Annotated in this window: 14 protein-coding genes; 2 read left to right on the forward strand and 12 right to left on the reverse strand. The window is 52.0% G+C overall.

Translation table 11 applies throughout. The annotated features are described in order from the left end of the window. The 3 genes from F4Y39_12145 to F4Y39_12155 are packed head-to-tail and all read right to left on the reverse strand — an operon-like array spanning position 1 to position 3,423. Positions 1-1,131 carry a hypothetical protein gene (locus tag F4Y39_12145; GenBank protein MYC14469.1) on the reverse strand — a complete coding sequence of 377 codons (1,131 nt, stop codon included), beginning with the start codon at positions 1,129-1,131 and terminating at the stop codon, positions 1-3. 2 nt (positions 1,132-1,133) lie between these two features. Next, a complete protein-coding gene (locus F4Y39_12150; protein ID MYC14470.1) occupies positions 1,134-2,597 on the reverse strand; it encodes a sulfatase-like hydrolase/transferase in 1,464 nt (487 codons plus the stop codon). 25 nt (positions 2,598-2,622) lie between these two features. Continuing rightward, positions 2,623-3,423 carry a glycerophosphodiester phosphodiesterase gene (locus tag F4Y39_12155; GenBank protein ID MYC14471.1) on the reverse strand — a complete coding sequence of 267 codons (801 nt, stop codon included), beginning with the start codon at positions 3,421-3,423 and terminating at the stop codon, positions 2,623-2,625. A gap of 218 nt (positions 3,424-3,641) precedes the next feature. Between F4Y39_12155 and F4Y39_12160 the strand changes: the two genes are divergently transcribed. Both F4Y39_12160 and F4Y39_12165 read left to right on the forward strand, forming a co-directional pair. After that, positions 3,642-4,064: a GtrA family protein gene (locus tag F4Y39_12160; GenBank protein MYC14472.1), complete on the forward strand. Its 423-nt coding sequence runs from the start codon at positions 3,642-3,644 to the stop codon at positions 4,062-4,064. Beyond that, entirely contained in the window at positions 4,061-6,145 is a 2,085-nt protein-coding gene (locus F4Y39_12165) for a DUF2723 domain-containing protein (protein MYC14473.1), read from the forward strand. Before F4Y39_12160 ends, F4Y39_12165 begins: the two co-directional genes overlap by 4 nt. On the opposite strand, the gene F4Y39_12170 is transcribed toward F4Y39_12165, so the two are convergent. From F4Y39_12170 to F4Y39_12210, 9 genes are all read right to left on the reverse strand, one after another. Further along, a complete protein-coding gene (locus F4Y39_12170; GenBank protein ID MYC14474.1) occupies positions 6,093-7,106 on the reverse strand; it encodes an amidohydrolase in 1,014 nt (337 codons plus the stop codon). The two genes, F4Y39_12165 and F4Y39_12170, sit on opposite strands and share 53 nt — an antisense overlap. After that, positions 7,000-7,800, reverse strand: coding sequence for a phytanoyl-CoA dioxygenase family protein (locus tag F4Y39_12175; protein ID MYC14475.1), 801 nt, complete (start codon positions 7,798-7,800; stop codon positions 7,000-7,002). Before F4Y39_12175 ends, F4Y39_12170 begins: the two co-directional genes overlap by 107 nt. A 59-nt stretch (positions 7,801-7,859) precedes the next feature. Beyond that, positions 7,860-8,999 (reverse strand): hypothetical protein, encoded by a 1,140-nt coding sequence (locus F4Y39_12180; GenBank protein ID MYC14476.1) that lies wholly within the window; start codon positions 8,997-8,999, stop codon positions 7,860-7,862. Continuing rightward, entirely contained in the window at positions 8,912-10,138 is a 1,227-nt protein-coding gene (locus F4Y39_12185) for a DegT/DnrJ/EryC1/StrS family aminotransferase (GenBank protein MYC14477.1), read from the reverse strand. Before F4Y39_12185 ends, F4Y39_12180 begins: the two co-directional genes overlap by 88 nt. A 132-nt stretch (positions 10,139-10,270) precedes the next feature. Next, positions 10,271-11,218 carry a TIM barrel protein gene (locus F4Y39_12190; protein MYC14478.1) on the reverse strand — a complete coding sequence of 316 codons (948 nt, stop codon included), beginning with the start codon at positions 11,216-11,218 and terminating at the stop codon, positions 10,271-10,273. After that, the gene (locus tag F4Y39_12195; protein ID MYC14479.1) at positions 11,188-12,561 is read right to left on the reverse strand and encodes a sulfatase-like hydrolase/transferase; all 1,374 of its coding nucleotides are present in this window, start codon (positions 12,559-12,561) and stop codon (positions 11,188-11,190) included. Before F4Y39_12195 ends, F4Y39_12190 begins: the two co-directional genes overlap by 31 nt. 149 nt (positions 12,562-12,710) lie before the next feature. Next, a complete protein-coding gene (locus tag F4Y39_12200) occupies positions 12,711-15,920 on the reverse strand; it encodes an efflux RND transporter permease subunit (GenBank protein MYC14480.1) in 3,210 nt (1,069 codons plus the stop codon). Further along, on the reverse strand, positions 15,917-17,080 hold the full coding sequence (locus F4Y39_12205) for an efflux RND transporter periplasmic adaptor subunit (protein MYC14481.1): 1,164 nt from the start codon (positions 17,078-17,080) through the stop codon (positions 15,917-15,919). The genes F4Y39_12200 and F4Y39_12205 overlap by 4 nt, the downstream gene beginning before the upstream one ends. Before the next feature lie 18 nt (positions 17,081-17,098). Then, positions 17,099-17,911 (reverse strand): hypothetical protein, encoded by an 813-nt coding sequence (locus F4Y39_12210; GenBank protein ID MYC14482.1) that lies wholly within the window; start codon positions 17,909-17,911, stop codon positions 17,099-17,101. Positions 17,912-17,969 lie beyond the last annotated feature (58 nt).

Raw genomic sequence — 17,969 nt, forward strand, 5'->3', positions numbered from 1 at the left:
TTATACAGAAATGCAAAACCCGCCTTCTTCGCGTGTTCCCCGTGCAATTGTTTCCGGTGCGAGGTCAAATCCCGTTCCCGGCGTATCTGGCACGATGAGGTGACCGTCTCGAAATTTCCAACCGTCGAGTACTATGCCCTGCGTATTTGCTGGCGCTGCTTCTAATAGACAAAAATTTGGAATCGAAGCGGCAAAATGTGCGTGTGCATATCGCTCGATAATACTGCCCCAGCAATGCGGGGCACATTGCGCATCCCAGGGGGCAATCATATCCGCTGTCGCTTTCCACCAGGTCAATCCTCTGGCGCGAAAATCGTGTTGCACAATGTCAATCCAGCCGCGTTCTACCATGTCAAAAAAATTCGACGGTGGTTTTGACTCGCCATCTGCGACATAAGTGTCATAACCAGAGGCCTGGATAAATGCCTTGAATGGTTCGGTGAAACCCCGTTCCTCGTGAAAGGCTTCTTCAAACCAGTAGATCCTTGCGGATTCACACCGTTTGAGAATTTCCTGGGCAATATTTAGCGTTGTGCCATTGTTGGCATCAACGAGAATTTTGGCGTCTGGTCCCGCTGCCTCTCGAATTGTTTGAATGACGATTACATCCCGTTCCAGTCCTTCCATAATCGGCATCCATTTTGCTCCGCGCCCAATTTTTATTTTAAAATTTTTGAACCCGTGTTCCTGGCCGGTTTTTACTTCTTCCTGGAAAATTGCCACTGCTTCGTCATCTGTCGCTTCCAGATCGTCGATATAGACCGATCCGTCGTAGAGTTCCACTTGCCGAGAACCGCGCGCGCCCAGCAGTTTGTACAATGGCATATCCGAGAGTTTTGCCACCAGATCCCACAGTAGTAAGTCGATACTTTCTCCCGCTTTCAGACAGCCGTTGGGCAATGCGAAGAGTTCATTCAATTGTTTTCCCAAGAATTGTTCGGCCTGTTTGCGGTTTATGCGCGACCAGCCAACGCCAACGGCTCCGCTATCTGTATGGATGCGAACGACGTGATCCGTAACTATATTGCCTCCTGGTCCGCCTTTGGAATTTACGCCCACAAAGCGGGGACGCCGACTTTTTAACATTACTTTTTCAATGCGTACAATGCGTTCGGAAAGTAGATCTGCCATTGTCAAGACCTCCGTTTGTTGTCGCGTTCAAAAACGACATCATCGCCAAACCGCTTCCGCCCCTTTGCAGCAGGTCCAACAATGTCTAACTGTCCTCTGCCCATCACGGCTTCGCGCGAGCCATCCCGCTCGGGATCGGCATAGCGCACAAACCACGTATCCAGATCGGCTTGTAGCGATTCCCGAATGGGCTGGTGTTTTTGTTCTGCGATCAGATTTTGTCGTTCATCCGGGTCGTTTACCAGATCGTAGAGTTCATGAGGTCCATAGGGATAGCGATGGACGTACTTCCATTCCGCAGTGCGGATCATTCGCGTGGGACCGTATTCGTCATATACAACCACCTTGTCGTTGCTATCTAAAGCACGTCCTTCCAGCAATGCGGAAAAGCTGCGTCCGGGAAGGGAATCGGAGTCGGGATTTTCTACGTTGAGATAGTCCAGTAAGGTCGGCATGATGTCGTAATGGCTGTGCAGTGAGGAAATAACTTTGCCTTCGGGAACGCGACCTGGATGCGAAAAGAGCATGGGGACTTTCACCGAGGTGTCGAACATGTTTGGCGGGAATGTTCCATTGCCTTTGCCGTAAATTCCGTGATGTCCCATGTTCATTCCATTGTCGCTTGTAAATGCGATGAGTGTATTTTCTCGCAGTCCATTGGCTTCCAGCCAATCCAGCAACCTGCCCACGTTGGCGTCCATTGCGGTCATGGCGGCAAAATATCCGCTAAGCGTTTCACTGCGTTCTTCTTTTGTAAATCCCAAAGAACCCGATGACCCCGTCTTTGACAACTGCTGGGGGTGCATGGGCTCATCGGGGGTTGATTCAAAAGGACAGTTTTGGTAATAATCTTCGAATAATTCTGGCGGATGGTGTTCGCGCCCCCAGGGCGCGTGAGGCGCTGTGTAGTGGACATTTAAGCAGAATGGTTGATCTGCGTCCTTTTGGGTTTCCAAAAATTCCAATGCATTATCTGTAATCAGATCGCTCACGTAATCCGATGTTTGATACGCTTTGCCGTCGCGAATCATCGGGGGATTGTAATACGGTCCCGCGCCACTTGCGTGAACATCCCAAAACGCAAAACTTTTCTGCGGTTTTTCCGAATAGCCCAGATGCCATTTGCCACTTAAACCACACGTGTAACCCCGTTCAGATAAGATATCTGTATATGCTGTTTGTCCCGATAGATATTCGATAGCCCGATCATCTGCGCCGTAAATATTTGAATTGCCTGCCCGCAAAAAATCCTGTACGCCGTGTTGCGATGGAATGCGGCCCGTTAAAATGGAAGCCCGAGCCGGCGAGCAGACTGGCGACGCGCAAAAGAAATTCTCAAAGCGCAATCCCGTTGTGGCCAATAGATCCAGATTTAGCGTGCGAATTTCCGAATTGCCCGCACATCCCATCGCCCAATATCCCTGGTCGTCTGTTAAGATAAAAAGCAAGTTGATTTGTTCAGACATGGTATTTATTCCGTTTGTGAAAGGCCTATTCTCTCCCGAGTATTTTTAACAGGCGGTCCGGCCGGCGAGTGATGATGCCATCTACCCCTTTTTCAATCAGCATTCGCATTTTCGATTCGTCATCCACAGTCCATATTTGCACCTGTATATTGTTTTTGCGTGCCCCTGATAAAAGGCGTGGATGGCTACCATTTATCGGTCCCATTTTTAGTGGGAACTGCAATACTTCGACATTGGGCTGGTAAACCGCGCTCAGGTGCAGCCAGCACAGGGCGTAAAAAATCATTCCTTCCGTCATGCCCGGCGATGTTGCTACTTCGGGAAACTGCTTGCGAAAACGCTTCAATGTTCCGGTGTCAAAACACGCGACCAGCACGCGGTGCTGCATCCCATGGCGGCGAATCAGGTTGCCAAATGCCTCGACAATATCCGGCTCTTTCTGTTTGATTTCAATGGTCATTCGCATGTGCGGAAAAGACGCGAAGACTTCATCCAGCGTTGGAGCTACTATTCCTTTTCCGCGAAAGGGAAAAGTCGCGCCCTTGTCAGCCGTCCATTTGTATCCCGCATCTAACTGTTTCAATTCTGCAAGTGTTAGATCATTTACACGCGCGTTGCCATTGGTCGTGCGCGTTACGGTCTCATCGTGAAAGACCACGATATGGTCGTCTTTTGTACTGCGGATATCCATTTCCAGCATATCTACGCCGAGATCTACGGCATGTTGAAAAGCATACAGTGTATTTTCGGGCCACAACCGCCAGCCTCCCCGGTGTGCGATCACTTCAACACCCGCGTTTTTTTTGATAAAAGGATGATCGGGCATCGGTTTCCTCCAGATGGATAGCGCAACAGACAACGCAATGAATAACAATATGGAGATGAGCAAAATTTTAGCGATTCGTTTCACGATCGGGTCAACCGTATCAAGTTGTCTGTGTATTCTGGTAAATGCGAGAGAAGATTTTTGGGAGTTTCGCGCTTGATTTCTCGAAGGTGTGTTGTTAATTTGATCAGTTGAAAATCTAATTTATCGGAAAGTTTATGTCTCGCACATTTATCAAATTTGCCCTCACGGGGTTATCGGGGGTATTCGTCAATCTCGGTTCGTTTCAATTCTTGCTCAATCTCGGTGTGCATAAGTTGCTCGCATCGCCAGTTGCAATTGAGCTGTCGATTATCTCAAATTTTCTGCTCAATAACTACTGGACCTTCCGCGATCGCGCACTGGCGGGGAGAAAGCGCGTTCGGGGTTTGAAGTACAATCTCGTTTCACTGGTGACTCTCGTGCTGAGTTATGGCACATTTGTCTTGCTTTCCTTCCTTTTTCCAGCGGTGCAATCGGTCATTTTGCAGGGGTGCGCGATTGCCCCGGCCACATTGTTTAACTATTTTATCAATTCCCTCTGGACGTTTCGCGAGGTGACAGACGAACGCCCGGAAGAACAGGAGGACGGTACGCCATGAATCGCGTGCATGCCCAGGATGGAACATTTAATCCCTTGCGCGATGGAATCGCACTGGCCGCATCGGTTATTGGCCCGCTTGTGCTTTATGTGCTTACCATGCCGCGCACTGTTGTTCTGGAAGATGACGGCTTGTTTCTCATGGCTGGAGCACACCTCGGCGTGGCCCATCCACCGGGCTATCCGCTCTATACCCTTATCGTCTATCTGTTTACGCAATTGCCCTTTGGTAGTGTTGCTTTTCTCGGTCATTTGTCCAGCGCGGTATTGGGCGCGCTCACCTGTGGCTGCGTTTATGTGTGTGCCCGTTTGTTGGGCGCATCGCCAACCCCAGCTAGGACTGCCGCCTGGCTGTTTGCCGCTTCTGAGCATTTCTGGTCTCAGGCTATTATTGCCGAGGTTTATACGCTCAATACGCTGTTCTTTTTTGGTCTCTACGCGCTGCTTTTATACGGCCTCCGCCAGCCGCACCGCACCGGGATCTGGATTGCTGCGGCTGGCGTTTATGGATTGAGCCTGACCAACCACTGGCCGCTGATGGTGCTTTCAACGCCGGGTTTGATGTTATTGGTCTTTCCCATTTGGCGCACCGTGTATCGGAAACTGCCGTTGCTTTTGGGGATTTCCCTGCCGTGTGCGGCATTGCCCTATGCATGGATGGTCTGGCGGTCGCATCAAGATCCCCTGATCAATTTTTACGGCTCTATCGATACGTTGAAAGAATTTTGGCATTATTTCAGCCGGCAGGGCTATGCCCATATAGATGCCAGCCCCAGCGCGGGGTGGAGTGACCGCTTCGGGTTCATGCAATGGCTTGGCAACGAATTTTTTTGGCAATTGACGCTGCCGGGATTTGCACTCGCTGTGTTCGGCCTGATCGTTCTTTTTCAGCGGCGGCAGATCGCAAAAGCAGGTTCGGGATTGCTGGTATTTTTGGGCAATAGCATCGTGCTGATCGCCTTGCTGGGCTTTGATTTTGACTTTTTCTGGGGCGCGATTTTTCGGCCATATTCTCTGCTTTGTTACGGCATAGCGGCTCTGTGGCTGGGCGTTGGATTGCAGGTTGTGATCGACTGGTTGGCAGAACGGTTGCCTTCCAAATTTACCCAGAGGCCGAGACTCAAAATTGGTATGGCAGCGCTGGTGGGCACGGCGATGGTTGCGTGGTCGGTGCACGAACACTGGCGGCCCAATGATCGATCCGATAGCGACTTTGCCGAGCACTATGCAGACATGCAATTGGATATTTTGCCGGAGGACGCGGTTTTATTCGTGTTTGGCGATGCAACCGGGCCGATGGGCTATTATCAATACATCGAGAACCGCCGTCCGGATGTTGCGTTGTACAATCTTCAGGGACTCGTATATGGCAAACGCCTCTACGATCCATTTTTACCGAAAGAAAATAAGAAGGAGGTTCTGGAAAAATTCACCGATTCGACAGAACGCGCCCTCTTCTTTCCTATGGATTTCGACATTTTTCCCAACCGCCGGGGACGGATCTATGGTTTTCTCATGGAGGTGGTTAAAGATGGCAAGCCGGGTACCATAGAAATAAAACGCCATCCGCGTGGAGAGGAATATTTCATCTATCTGGTGCATTTGCAACCCATTGATCGCTGGGAGCGCGTGCGACGAAATGGATTGTTGTTCCAGTACGGTCGATATTTGGGTTTGATTTATTTTTCGGGCGATTCGGGGCTTCTCAATTCAATGCAGGAATTATTCCGCCTCGCAGAGGGTAGTTATGCCTGCCTCATCGGCATGGCCGGCACACTGATAGAGCATGGGAATAACTCGCACTGGGAACAAGTCTCGGCGTGGTTAGAGAGGGCGGAGACCCTCAAATACGAGGCATTGAAAAAGCAAACTCTGGCGCGGCTATACTACTTGAAGGGAAGCCTGCTGCAAAAACAGGGCAAGAGAGTAGAAGCTGTTGCGTCTTTTGCGAAATCCCGCGACATATATCCCCATCCCGGTAACAAGGCGCTCGAGGCCCTTGAACAATACAAGGTCAATTTCAAAAGGGTCAATCCGCCACGTCGGGAAAACCCAAAACCCGTTTTGCCGTTCCCCCCATAATCTCTGCTTTTTGCTGCGCGTTTAAATCCGGCAATAATTCATCGATTACCTGCACCAACTTATCATACCCCGGATCTTCCAAAATCCAGGGGAAATCCGTCGCCCACATCAATTTGTCTGCGCCGAACTTGGAAAGCAATGTTTTGTGCCAGCTCTCCAGGTCGCGATAGGGCCATGTCTCCTGGCTAAATGCATATTGTCCCGATAGATGTACGCAGATATTGGGGTATTCGTGCAAGCCCAGCATCGAGTAGCGCGTCATCGGCGGTATGGGGGTATTGATGTGCGGGCGGCCTTCGGCATCCCACGAAAACATTCCTTCGCCTGGACAGATCATCAGGTGGTTAAACACGGCGCGAATTTCAGGAAATGCCTGAATCATAAAGGCGACTTGATGTGCGTCTTTCGCCCGGATATACAGCCACATCACGTAGTTTTTTTCAGCCGCGTGTTTCCAGATGCGATACGAAGTAAATGTTCGTACATCCACTTGGGATAGGGGATCGGCAGGTCCGCCAATTTCGTTAATCCTGAATCCGATAATATCCCCATTTTCAGCCAACCGATCCATGTGGTCTTCCGGTGCGTCCCATTTGTCTCGAGGAATCAACCCAATTCCTCGGAAGCGATTGGGATAAGTCTTTAAACAATGCTGTAAGTACCGATGGTGCGCCAATTGCGCACCGCCAATCTGCGTCAGCACGGCCTGATCGACCCCATTGGCCGCCATGACCTCCAATAATTTTTCTGCTGTCTCTGCCCTATCTGAGGGACACTGATCATCCACCTCTCGGGGAAATTCGTCCGACAGTTTTTCAAATACATGCAGGTGCGAGTCAATAATTGGCATGCTATCATCTCTCATCCAGGCTGAACAACCGCCTGCGGTCTGGCGTTGTGCATTTATCCGCAATGGCTGCAAAATGTTTGGTCGATATGCGGTCCTTACTCCACTTTTCATAGATGAGGATAATCGACTTGCGCGGCTTTAACGTGCGGTTGACCATTGCGGTATGCCATCCATAAGAATTGAATAATACCGCATCGCCAGCTTTGCCCGGATACACTTTGTGCCCCGGCATCGAATCCAATGGACGAACCAGAGGACACGGCCCGACATCGGGTTTATGACTGCCCGGTACATACCCAAATGCTCCGCCATCGGCCGGAACATCTTCAATATAAATCTGTACCTTCATATGGAGTGGTGTCGTATGCGGCACATCCGGATGCCAGCCCACATAACTGATGGGTGAGACCGGCAGAGTTCTTATTTGCGGCGCGAGCAAGATCAGATCTTCATCGGCAAAATCCATCAAAAACCCGTACCAGCCCGGATAATCAATCAGGTCAATAAATACGTCGTCCTTTTCCAATGGCTTTGGAATATCAAAATGGGCCGCGGGACGCGTGCCTTTTGCAATTCCCTCCAACCATTCGCGCCTGGCCTCGGCGGCACATCGGTCAAATGTCGTCTGTAACCGCGCGAGGTCTTCTCCTAAAATTGCTTTTTCTAAAAACAACACGCCGTTATCTTCCCATTCCTGCCGTTCAGCATCTGTTGGCCGTCTCATACACATCTCCTGACAAGTGGTTCGCAATACCATATACCCGCCGCGAACAATTAATTGGACAAAAGCGGCGAAGTCAAACAAAAAAGTCTCAGATAAAATCTGAGACTTTCAGGTGGTTGATTCACGACATAGATGTGTGTTTACGGCACGGGCGACCAGCGCGGGAAGATCGCACCAGGGGGAAGACCGGGAATGGAGTACGTGTTGGACCCATCTATATTCATGACTTTAATGGTCGAAAATCCCGGGAGTAGATCTGTTGCATAAGTGTGAAATTCAAATGCAATTTGCTTCCCATCCGGCGACCAGGTTGGCTTGCGTAATGCTTCGAGAGGTTGGGAAGACGTGAGACGGCGCATATTTGAACCGTCCCGGTTCATCACGTAAATCTCGTACTGTGCAAGAGGCGTTCTCGTGTCTGTTGACGGGGGTTGATGGCGATTGGATTCGAACGCAATCTGCGTTCCATCGGGCGACCAGGCAGGTGCCGCGTGCAAGGTGCCATTTCCATCTGTCAAACGCATTGCGCCTGTACCATCGGCATTGGCGATATAGATATCGGTTCCCCGACCGCGATGTCCAGCCTGATAGGCAAATTTGGTGCCATCGGGCGACCAGACGGGCAGTTGCTCTTCCATATCCGTATTGATCAGTACCCTTTCGTCAGAGCCGTTGATGTTGACGACATAAATATCCCAGGTTGTCTCATCGCTACGCCATGCTTGAAAGAGAATTTTTTGCCCATCGGGCGACCAGGACGATGCAAAATCGCCTCCCGAATCTTCAACCACACTGCGGATATTGCTGCCGTCTGTATTCATGACAAAAATGTTGAAATTGGCATTGCCACTGCGGTTCGAGGCAAAGGCGAGTTGTTTGCCATCGGACGACCACGATTGCCCGGTATATTCAGCCAGGTCGTCTATGGGATTGAGATTGATGGGGTTTTTACCATCGGGATCTACGATATGAAGATGAAAACTGCCCGTTTGCAGGTTTTGCTTCAGATATGCGATCTGTCCAGGACCTCCCGGTATTGCCTCTGCACCGGGTTCTCCCGGCGCTGGCCCCGTGATGTCCGGCGGTGTATTTCCACAAGCAGAAAGAGCTAAAATACAGAGCACACTTGCAAAAATACGTCTGGTGTAATACCACTGTGTACGAGACTGATGCATTTGGCTCCTTTTATCGTCTATCTGCCCAGGCCGTTTGCGACTTTGTTGATTGCGGCGGCGGTGTCGCGGATGTCGTTTTCGTCGAGGTGCTCGTGCAAACCCCATACGACAACTGTATTCAATGCCTGTACTGCGCCTGGAACGAGTTCCGGACCGTAGTTATATTCGCGGCTTGTTACGCCGTGGTGAAAGGGGAATCCGCTATTTCCATAGGTGCGTTTTTCGGTCAGATAATTCCCGCGCATAAATATCGGGTCTTTGATATAATGCGCCCCCATAGATACGCCTTCGGCACGCACGGCTTTGCAAAATTCATCGGGATCGTGGCCCGTGACGTGAAAAACAAAATTCCACCACGAAACCTCGCGGTCTCCCTCGAGAGGAACGGGCGTTATTCCCGGCGCATCGGCAATGAGTTCACACAGCAACGCGCCCAATTCGTGGCGTCTTTCGACCACGCCGCGCACCTTTTCCAACTGCGCGAGGCCAACCGCGCCCTGCATCTCGGTCATGCGATAGTTGGGTGCGACAAAAGCGTGATCGCGATCGGCCATATATTGATAATCCCATCCTTTATCGGAGAACAGCTTGAGGCGAATATAGGTTTCTCGGTCATGTGTGACAGTCATTCCGCCATCGCCCGTGGTCATGTGTTTGGACTGCTGCAAGCTAAAACAACCCATGTGCCCAAAAGTTCCCACATAGCGACCTTTGTATTTGGTGGCGTGACACTGGCTGCAATCTTCGATTAGCGTAATATGGTATTTTTCCGCAATTTTTACCACTTCTTCGACATTGCAGGGGCGCCCAAACAAGTGTACGAGGATGATTGCGCGCGTTCGGTCTGTAATATTTGCTTCAATTGATTCGGGTGTCATGTTCATTGTCAGGGGATCGACGTCGGCAAATACGGGCACGGCATTTTGAATCAAAATGGGCATTACGCTGCCCGGATCGGTAATGGGCGCGGTGATGATTTCGTCCCCCGGTTCGGGATCGACAACGCCCACTGCCAGGTGAATGGCCGCCGTGCCGCTCGTCGAACTTTGTGCATGTTCCATTCCGTAAAATTCGGCAAATTGCTTTTCAAAATCTTTGACATAGGTGCCGCTCTTGCCAAACAAATTTTGACTGCGCACGGCGTCCAATAACAATTCTTCTTCTTTTTTTCCAAATGGCGTGCGCGAGGGAAAGGGATCTGTGCGCGTTTTTTCCCCGCCGTAGAGAGCTAATTTGTCATTCATATCCGTCCTCCAATGTCTTATGCCGCTTGTAAGGGGGCCAATTCTTGAGGGTCCAGTAAGGGTAAATTCAATTGCTTGAGAATACTGTTGATCTGATCCAATGTGGCTTCCATCCACTTCCTGGCTCTGGCATTACAACTGCTCCACCTCCGAGATGATACGCTTCAAATTGGCCGCTCCTTTGGCGACACTGCCCCGGATGTCCGCTGGATCTGAGACCTCGAGGCAGATAGTGCCCTTGTAGCCCACATCTTTGAGGATGCGAAAGATCTCGGCCCAACCCGAGTTCCCTTCGCCGCCGACCGCGCGCTTGACGTATTCGCCCGAGGGGATTTCGCGCCACTCCTCCCCAGGTTGGGAATCCTGCCGAATGTGGAAGTCCTTGGCGTGAATGTGGACGACATGTCTGGCGAGAAGCCGTGTCGCCTCAACGTGGTCTTCTCCGAAGACCGTGCGGAAATTGGTGAAATCGAGGTTCACGCCGAAGTTGGGGCGATCGACCCGCTCGACGATGCGCGCGGTCTGCGACGTGCGTCCGAGCAGCAGCCCGTGGTTTTCAACGCCGACTTTCAAGCCTTTTTCGATAGCGATGTCGGCGACGGTTTGCATGCTTTGGGCAACGCGGGCGAGGGCGTCTTCGGGATCGATATCGTCGCGGGATCTGCCGGGAGGTGGGGCGGTGCGGGGATCGACTCGGACCGTATCGGCTCCGAGGATCACGGCGACCTGGAGCATCTTCTCACACCAGTCCAGGCAGGCGCGATTTTTGCCTTCGTCATAGACGGCGAAATCGGTCGCCAGGGCATGGCACGAGGCCTGTAGGCCCACCCGGTCCATCAGTTTCCGGGCCTCGCGCGCCTGTTCTTGCACGTCTCGATCAGGACGCCAGTATGGGGAGTAGGGCTCGATGCAGTCGGCCTCTGTCTCCTTTCCTACGAATTCGATCGCCTCCATCAAAGAGATCTTACCCTCGGTCAGCATCGAATTGAAACAGTAACTGCACACACCCGTTTTCACCAGTACCTCCTTGATAGAAAACTGACTGCTCTTTACGCAAAGGGTTTGCGGTCGTCTTCCCATTTCTGGCCTACGGGACGGAGTTGTCCGGCGCCGCTGACATTGTAATCACGTCCGTCCTTGTCGGGAACGCTATAGGTTGCAAACCACGTTTCCATCTGCGTTTTCATCGCTCTGATGCGGCTGGCCTGTGCATTGTCGTCAACGAGGTTATCGCGCTCGTCGGGATCGTTTTGCAGGTCGTAGAGTTCGTTGGGGCCATCGGGATAGCGATGTACGTATTTCCACTCGACCGTGCGAATCATGCGCGTCGTGCCGTATTCGTCGTAGATAACGACATTGTCGCGTCCGGGATCTTCTTCGTCTTTGAGGGCGGCGAGGAAGGATCGACCGGGGTAGTTGCGATCTTCGGGTAAGGGCAAGTTGAGATAGTCGAGGAGGGTGGGCATAAAATCGTATCCCGAAGCCATTGCGGGCTGTACACTGCCTTCGGGGATGACGCCGGGATGACTGGCCAAGAAGGGCACTTTGATGGAGTTTTCATACATATTTAAGGGGCGCGTGCCATTGCCTTTGCCCCAAAAACCGTGATGACCACAGGAAAAACCATTGTCAGAGGTGAAGACAACAAGGGTGTTGTCGCGAATCCCTTTGTCCTCAATTTTATCGAGGATGCGTCCCACGTCATAATCCATTGCGGTGACAGCGGCAAAATAACCTTTGAGACTCTCGCGGTTGCCCAAATTATTGCTCAAGCCTCCCGCCCAGGGGTGTGGATCTTCTTGTGGGCAGGATTCGAATGGGCAGTCGTCGTAGGAATCGACAATATCCTGGGGATGTCCAGTCCAGGGGCTGTGGGGCGCTGTGTAGTGAACGCTGAGATAAAAGGGATTGTCGTCATTGGCGTGGTTGTCGATGAATGCGAGGGCGTCGTCTGTGATGGCGGTGGTCACATAACCCGGTACGGTGATGAGTTCGCCGTTGCGTACCAGTGTGGCGTCGTTGTAGGGACCACCGCCTTTTTCATGGGCAAACCAGTGCGAGAAGCCGTGCTGCGGCAAGGTGCTATTGCCCAGGTGCCATTTGCCCGATAATCCACATGTCCAGCCGTGTTCGGATAGGATATCGGTATAGCAGATTTCGTCCCGGAGATAAGAAGCCGCATCGGGACCCGTGTTGCCTTCGCGGATCCAGTCGTGTACGCCGTGTTGTGATGGTATGCGACCGGTGAGAAAAGAGGCGCGGCTGGGCGAACACACGGGGATGGTGACAAAGAAATTGTCGAAGCGAATACCCGTGGCGGCAATGCGGTCGAGATTGGGGGTGCGAATTTCTGGATTGCCATAACATCCGGCAGCCCAGGGTCCTTGATCATCGGTGAGGATAAAGATGATGTTGGGAGCCATTGGTTATCCTTTCAGTTTTGAGACATGCTGGCGTGCGTTATAAGTCGTGAGCGCAATGTACACGCATCGACAAAGCTTGTCAATAGCGAGCAAAAAAGGCCGGTTGCAAAAGCAATCGGCCTTTGTAATTGCGAGAAAACCACGTGCGATTAATCTGCTGCGCGATTCAGTTCTGATCGGAATGCGCCGCGTTCGCGCCCAATGAGGTGGTAGAAGGCGTTGATGATGTCTTCGAGAATATTGTAGCTGATGGGGACGAGCAAGAGGGTGATGACGGTTGCAAAGAGAACGCCAAAACCGAGGGATATAGCCATGGGAACCAGGAATTGCGCCTGAAGGCTTTTTTCTAATAGCAGGGGGGTGAGGCCGAGAAATGTCGTGACCGAGGTCAAGAGTATGGGGCGGAAACGCACAGCACCGGCTTCGCGGAGGGCATCGGAAAGTGGGTGGCCTTTTTCGCGTTGTTTGTTGATAAAATCGACCATGACCAGACTGTCATTGACGACGATACCTGTAAGTGCAACGATGCCAAATACAGAGAGAATCGAGAGATTAAATCCAAGAGCGACATGCCCCCAGACTGCGCCGACGATTCCAAATGGGATGGCCCCCATCACAATGAGGGGTTGGACATAGGATTTGAAGGGAATGGCGAGCAAAATATAAATGATGAGTAAGGCGATAACAAAGCTTTGGGCCAGTCCCTGTAGCATTTCATCCTGTTCTCTTTGCTGGCCTTCAAAATCGTAGCGCACGCGGGGGTGGTCTGCCAGTATTTGAGGCAAGACAGTGCGGGTGCATTCGGCGATGATTTCGTTTGCATTTGCGATGCTGATATCGACATCGGACGTGACGTTGATAACTCTCTGGCGGTCGGCGCGGCGGATGGATGCGTAGCCCCGACCAGGTTCTGCTCTGGCGGCAATTGAGAAGGGCACTTCGCCACCGCCGGGCGTGCGAATGCGCATGTCTTCGAGGTTACCCAGGGAGCGTCGCTCTGATTCGGGATAACGCACCATCACGCGGATGTCGTCGCGCCCGCGCTGAATGCGTTGCGCTTCTTCACCGTAAAATGCCTGTCTGACCTGGCGCGCGAGGTCGGCCAATGTGATGCCCAGGGTTTCAGCTTGTCGGGTGAGGGAGAGTTTCACTTCCTCTTTCCCCGGGCGGAAGGAATCCGCGATGTCAAAGACACCGGGATAGTCATTCAACGCGCTTTTGAATTTTTCGGCGACTTCGCGCAATTCGCCGTAGTCGGGGCCTGAGAACTGGATATTGATAGCTTCTCCAGATGAAAATAGCGAGGATGAGTAGGTCAGTTCGACCGCGTCGGGAATAGCGCCGGTGAGTTCGCGCCAGCGGTTGGCAATTTCCTCACTGCTGATGTCGCGATTTTCCGAAGGCATGAGTTCAATATAGACTTCGCCCAGATGTGCCGATGAAAATGAGGCGGTACTCCCGGTGGGCGGACCTTGTGCTGCGCGATAGGGTTGTTCGCCCACAGATGCGAAAACATGGCGAAATACCGAACCCGAATTCTCGCCTTCGATTTCCCGTTGGAGTTGCTGCGCTGACGCCTCCAGGCGGCGCACTGCTTTTTCAGTGACCTCGGCAGGTGTGCCCTGGGGCATGGTGAGCATAGCTACGATATTATCGGATTCGACGTTGGGAAAAAAGACGAACTTGATCCATCCGCCGCCAACGAGACCCACGGTGAGAAAGAGCGTGGCAACACCCCCTGCGAGGGTTAGATACCGCCATTGGAGTGCCCATTCGAGAAAGGGACGATAATAGCGGTCAACAGCGATGAGCAAACCATCGGCCACGCCATTTTGAACGCGTTGCCACAGAGTGACAATGGCGCGTTTGCGCGGGGGATCGCTGTCTTTTTTTAAATCTATTTTGGCGTGCGCGAGGTGTGCTGGTAAAATAAAGAGCGATTCGATGAGGGAAAATATGAGGGTAAGGATAACAATCATGGGAATGAGTCTCATGATTTTTCCCATGCTGCCTTCAACGGTGAGCAAGGGAGAGAAGGCCGCAATAGATGTGAGGATAGCAAAAATGACGGGAACATATACTTCTTGCGCGCCATCAATGGCGGCGCGCAAACCGCGTTTGCCCATTTGGTAATGGCGATAGATGTTTTCTCCTACGATGACCGCGTCATCTACGACAATGCCGAGCACCACGATAAATGCAAAAAGGGAGATCATGTTGATGGAGATGTCGAAGAAGGGCATCAGGCCGATTGCGCCGAGAAATGAAATGGGAATGCCCAGAGCAACCCAGAAGGCGAGGCGCAAACGGAGAAACATCGTCAGCGCGATAAAGACGAGGATAAAACCCAGTTGACCATTGTGCAGCATGAGTTCCAGGCGGTCATTTAAGATGCGAGAAAAGTCTGCCCAGACGGTGAGTTTGATGCCATCGGGCATGCGCTGTTGTGTATTATTGATATAGGCTTTGACTTTTTTGGTAATATCCAGAGCATTTTGATCGCCTACGCGATAAACCTTGACCGTCACGGTGGGTTCTGCATCAAATTGAGCAGATTGATCTGTTTCCGCAAACCCGTCGATGACTGTGGCGACATCGCCCAGGCGAAGGTACGTGCCATCGGGCCGAGAGCGCAAGACGAGCGATTCAAATTCTTTGCCTCGATATGCCTGCCCTTTGGTGCGCAACAGGATTTCGCCGCCCTGTGTTCGAATGGCGCCGCCGGGCAGATCGAGCGAGAAAAGCCTCACGGCCATGGCAATTTCGCTAAAGGTGAGGTCGTAACGCCTCAGGTCATTTTCCGAGACTTCGATAGCGATTTCGTAAGGGCGTGTGCTGACGAGATCGACCTGTGTGATGCCGGGAATGGTTGCAATGTCGTCTCTGACTTGCTCACCGATTGTTTTGAGGGTTTTTTCATCTGTCGGTCCCGAGATAGCAACGTTGATGACCTGGCGGCGGTTGGTGATTTCTCGAATGACGGGTTTTTCCGTTTCCACCGGAAAAGTGGTGATGGCATCTACGCGGGCTTTGACATCGTCGAGCAGTTTGCGCATATCAGCACCCGACTCGAGTTCGATGTTGACGACACCGCTGTTCTCCGATGCCGTGGAGGTGATGCGCTCGATGCCGTCGAGACCTACTACGGCTTCTTCGATGCGTATGCAGACGGCTTCTTCGACTTCTTCGGGAGCAGCGCCTCGATAGATCATGGAGATATTGATCATGTCCTGTGAAAATTCTGGGAAGACTTCCATGCGAATACTGGATGTGAGAAAAATGCCACCTCCCAGGATCAACACCATCAACAGATTGGCCGCCACGCTGTTTCGGGCAAACCATTCAATGGCATTTTTCATTGCGTGCCTCCAGTGCGCACGGTGCGTACGCGCATGCCATCGACGACGGTATCGATTGGCGATAGGCAGAGTTGATCACCTGATTTTAGACCGCTTTTAACAACGACTTTTTCTGCGTCGGCGCGCAAGATGTCGATGGTTCGATAATAGAGGCGATTGCCCGTGACCACGAGGACGCGACTTTTGCCGCGCAGTGCAGCACGCGGGATGACCACGACGTTTTCCGCGCGCTGGCCCAGGATTTCTGCAGTGACAAACAGACCCACAGCTAATGGCGGCGTGTTGCTATCGCGCTGGCGGTATGGATTATCTACGCGCCCGACGAGCGCGATCATGCCAGAGCGCGTGTCAATTTCGCCTTCAACGCGCACAATGCGTCCCATATAGGTGTGTTTCTGTCCGGCAAATGTGGCGTGGAAGCGCACATCGGGGCCTGAATTATGATGGGGATTATTGCGAAAGGAGAACGGCAGGTCTAGGTAAGCGAGTTGCTCATCGGGCACGGGCAGGCGCACTTCGGCATAGTCAATCGCGTAAATGTGGCCGAGCGGTGAACCCGGGTTGACGTATTGTCCGACATCGGCATTTTTGGTGCGAACGCGTCCGGGATATGGTGCTCTGATTTGCGTGCGTTCGAGGTTGAGGTTGGCGCGCATCAATGCGCCTTCGGCTGCGGCAATGGTCGCACGGGCTTCGTCAATTTGTGGCTTGCGCAAGACGAGATCGGTTGGATCTCCATTGCCCAGGCGTTTCCATTCGTCACGGGCAATTGCGGCTTCTTCTTCTTCGCGTGCCAATCGCAATTTGGCCTGTGCAACCTGAACCTGTGCCTGTGCGACAGCGACTGCGTAATCGCGCGGATCAATGGTGAGCAGGACATCGCCTTTTTCGAAAAATCCCCCGTTGGCAAATGCGGGCGATACATCAATGATCTGGCCTGCCACTTGTGAAACGAGTGTGGTTTGCGTGCGCGGGGCAACCGTGCCTTGCGCTGGAATAATGAGTTGGAAGTCTGTGGGATGAAGGGATTTAACTCGCACAAGCGGTGGGGGTACTTCTGTTGGTTTGGGCTGGACGACTTCCCGGTTTTTGACAAGTGCAAAAGCTCCCAGCATACCGATAATCAGGACAATGATGGGAAGGAGGATTTTGAGTTTCACGATGTATTTTCTCCTCGTCTATTTTTCTGAAGGAACTCGGGGGCGTTTAAATTCTTTTAGAAAGAGAGAATCGACGGTGGCTTGAAGGATCAGGAGTGCCCGCTGATGGTCACCGGATTGTTGTAAGAGGCGACTGGCTATCTGGCGTGCGTTGTCGGCGTTGTCCTGTGCGCGTTTGAGATCGCTTCTCAGTGCTTTAATCTGGCGATTTTGTACGTTTAGTCGCTCGTTGGCGCGGTCGAGTTTTTGTTGGGTGTTTCGCAATGTCTCGCGGTTTTTGGTGTGTTGTGCTTCCTCGCGCTTAAGCCGATTTTGGGTTGATGCGTGAAGTGATCTTTCGGTGTTGAGGCTGTCGAGATAGGCGCGGTGTGCGCGGGTTTCCCGATCTAAGTCGCTTTGTGTGAGGCGCAATTGTTCGCGTGCAGAGGCAAGTTCTTTGCGGGTGCGTTGGTGATGGTCGATTTCGTTGGATAGCTTGCCGCGCACCTCGACTTCAGATCCGGTGAGTTCCGCTTTTTCATTGATTTGGGACATGAGGCGGTCGGTTTGGTCGCCGAGTCGCTCGCGAAAAGCCGTGAGTTCTTGCTGAAACCGCGCCTGGGTATTTTCAAGGGTTTGCCCTTGGCGCGTGAGCGAGGTTTGCAAAATCAGGATCAGAAAAGTGATAACTATGACAGATGCGTAGCCCAAAAATCCGTAGAGCCAGCGATTTTCAAGGCGGAAGAAGGATTTGCCTTCAATTTTGTCGCGCTCTGAAATATAAAAAACAATGTACACACCCACGCCGAGCAGAATGAGCGCGCCGAGTGTAGAGAGGATGAGGATTTTCATAGTTGATTCTCATTGTGAGCTAATAAGCGGTGTGCAACTTTCCAAGAAGATCGTTTGA

The sequence above is a fragment of the Gemmatimonadota bacterium genome (assembly GCA_009838845.1).
Taxonomy (GTDB): Bacteria; Latescibacterota; UBA2968; order UBA2968; family UBA2968; genus VXRD01.

Coding starts and splice junctions, on each gene's coding strand:
- F4Y39_12145 (MYC14469.1), bottom strand. CDS start 1,131: ATGGCAGATCTACTTTCCGAACGCATTGTACGCATTGAAAAAGTAATG.
- F4Y39_12150 (MYC14470.1), bottom strand. CDS start 2,597: ATGTCTGAACAAATCAACTTGCTTTTTATCTTAACAGACGACCAGGGA.
- F4Y39_12155 (MYC14471.1), bottom strand. CDS start 3,423: ATGCCCGATCATCCTTTTATCAAAAAAAACGCGGGTGTTGAAGTGATC.
- F4Y39_12160 (MYC14472.1), top strand. CDS start 3,642: ATGTCTCGCACATTTATCAAATTTGCCCTCACGGGGTTATCGGGGGTA.
- F4Y39_12165 (MYC14473.1), top strand. CDS start 4,061: ATGAATCGCGTGCATGCCCAGGATGGAACATTTAATCCCTTGCGCGAT.
- F4Y39_12170 (MYC14474.1), bottom strand. CDS start 7,106: ATGAAAAGTGGAGTAAGGACCGCATATCGACCAAACATTTTGCAGCCA.
- F4Y39_12180 (MYC14476.1), bottom strand. CDS start 8,999: ATGGGGTTTGCACGAGCACCTCGACGAAAACGACATCCGCGACACCGC.
- F4Y39_12185 (MYC14477.1), bottom strand. CDS start 10,138: ATGAATGACAAATTAGCTCTCTACGGCGGGGAAAAAACGCGCACAGAT.
- F4Y39_12190 (MYC14478.1), bottom strand. CDS start 11,218: ATGGGAAGACGACCGCAAACCCTTTGCGTAAAGAGCAGTCAGTTTTCT.
- F4Y39_12195 (MYC14479.1), bottom strand. CDS start 12,561: ATGGCTCCCAACATCATCTTTATCCTCACCGATGATCAAGGACCCTGG.
- F4Y39_12200 (MYC14480.1), bottom strand. CDS start 15,920: ATGAAAAATGCCATTGAATGGTTTGCCCGAAACAGCGTGGCGGCCAAT.
- F4Y39_12210 (MYC14482.1), bottom strand. CDS start 17,911: ATGAAAATCCTCATCCTCTCTACACTCGGCGCGCTCATTCTGCTCGGC.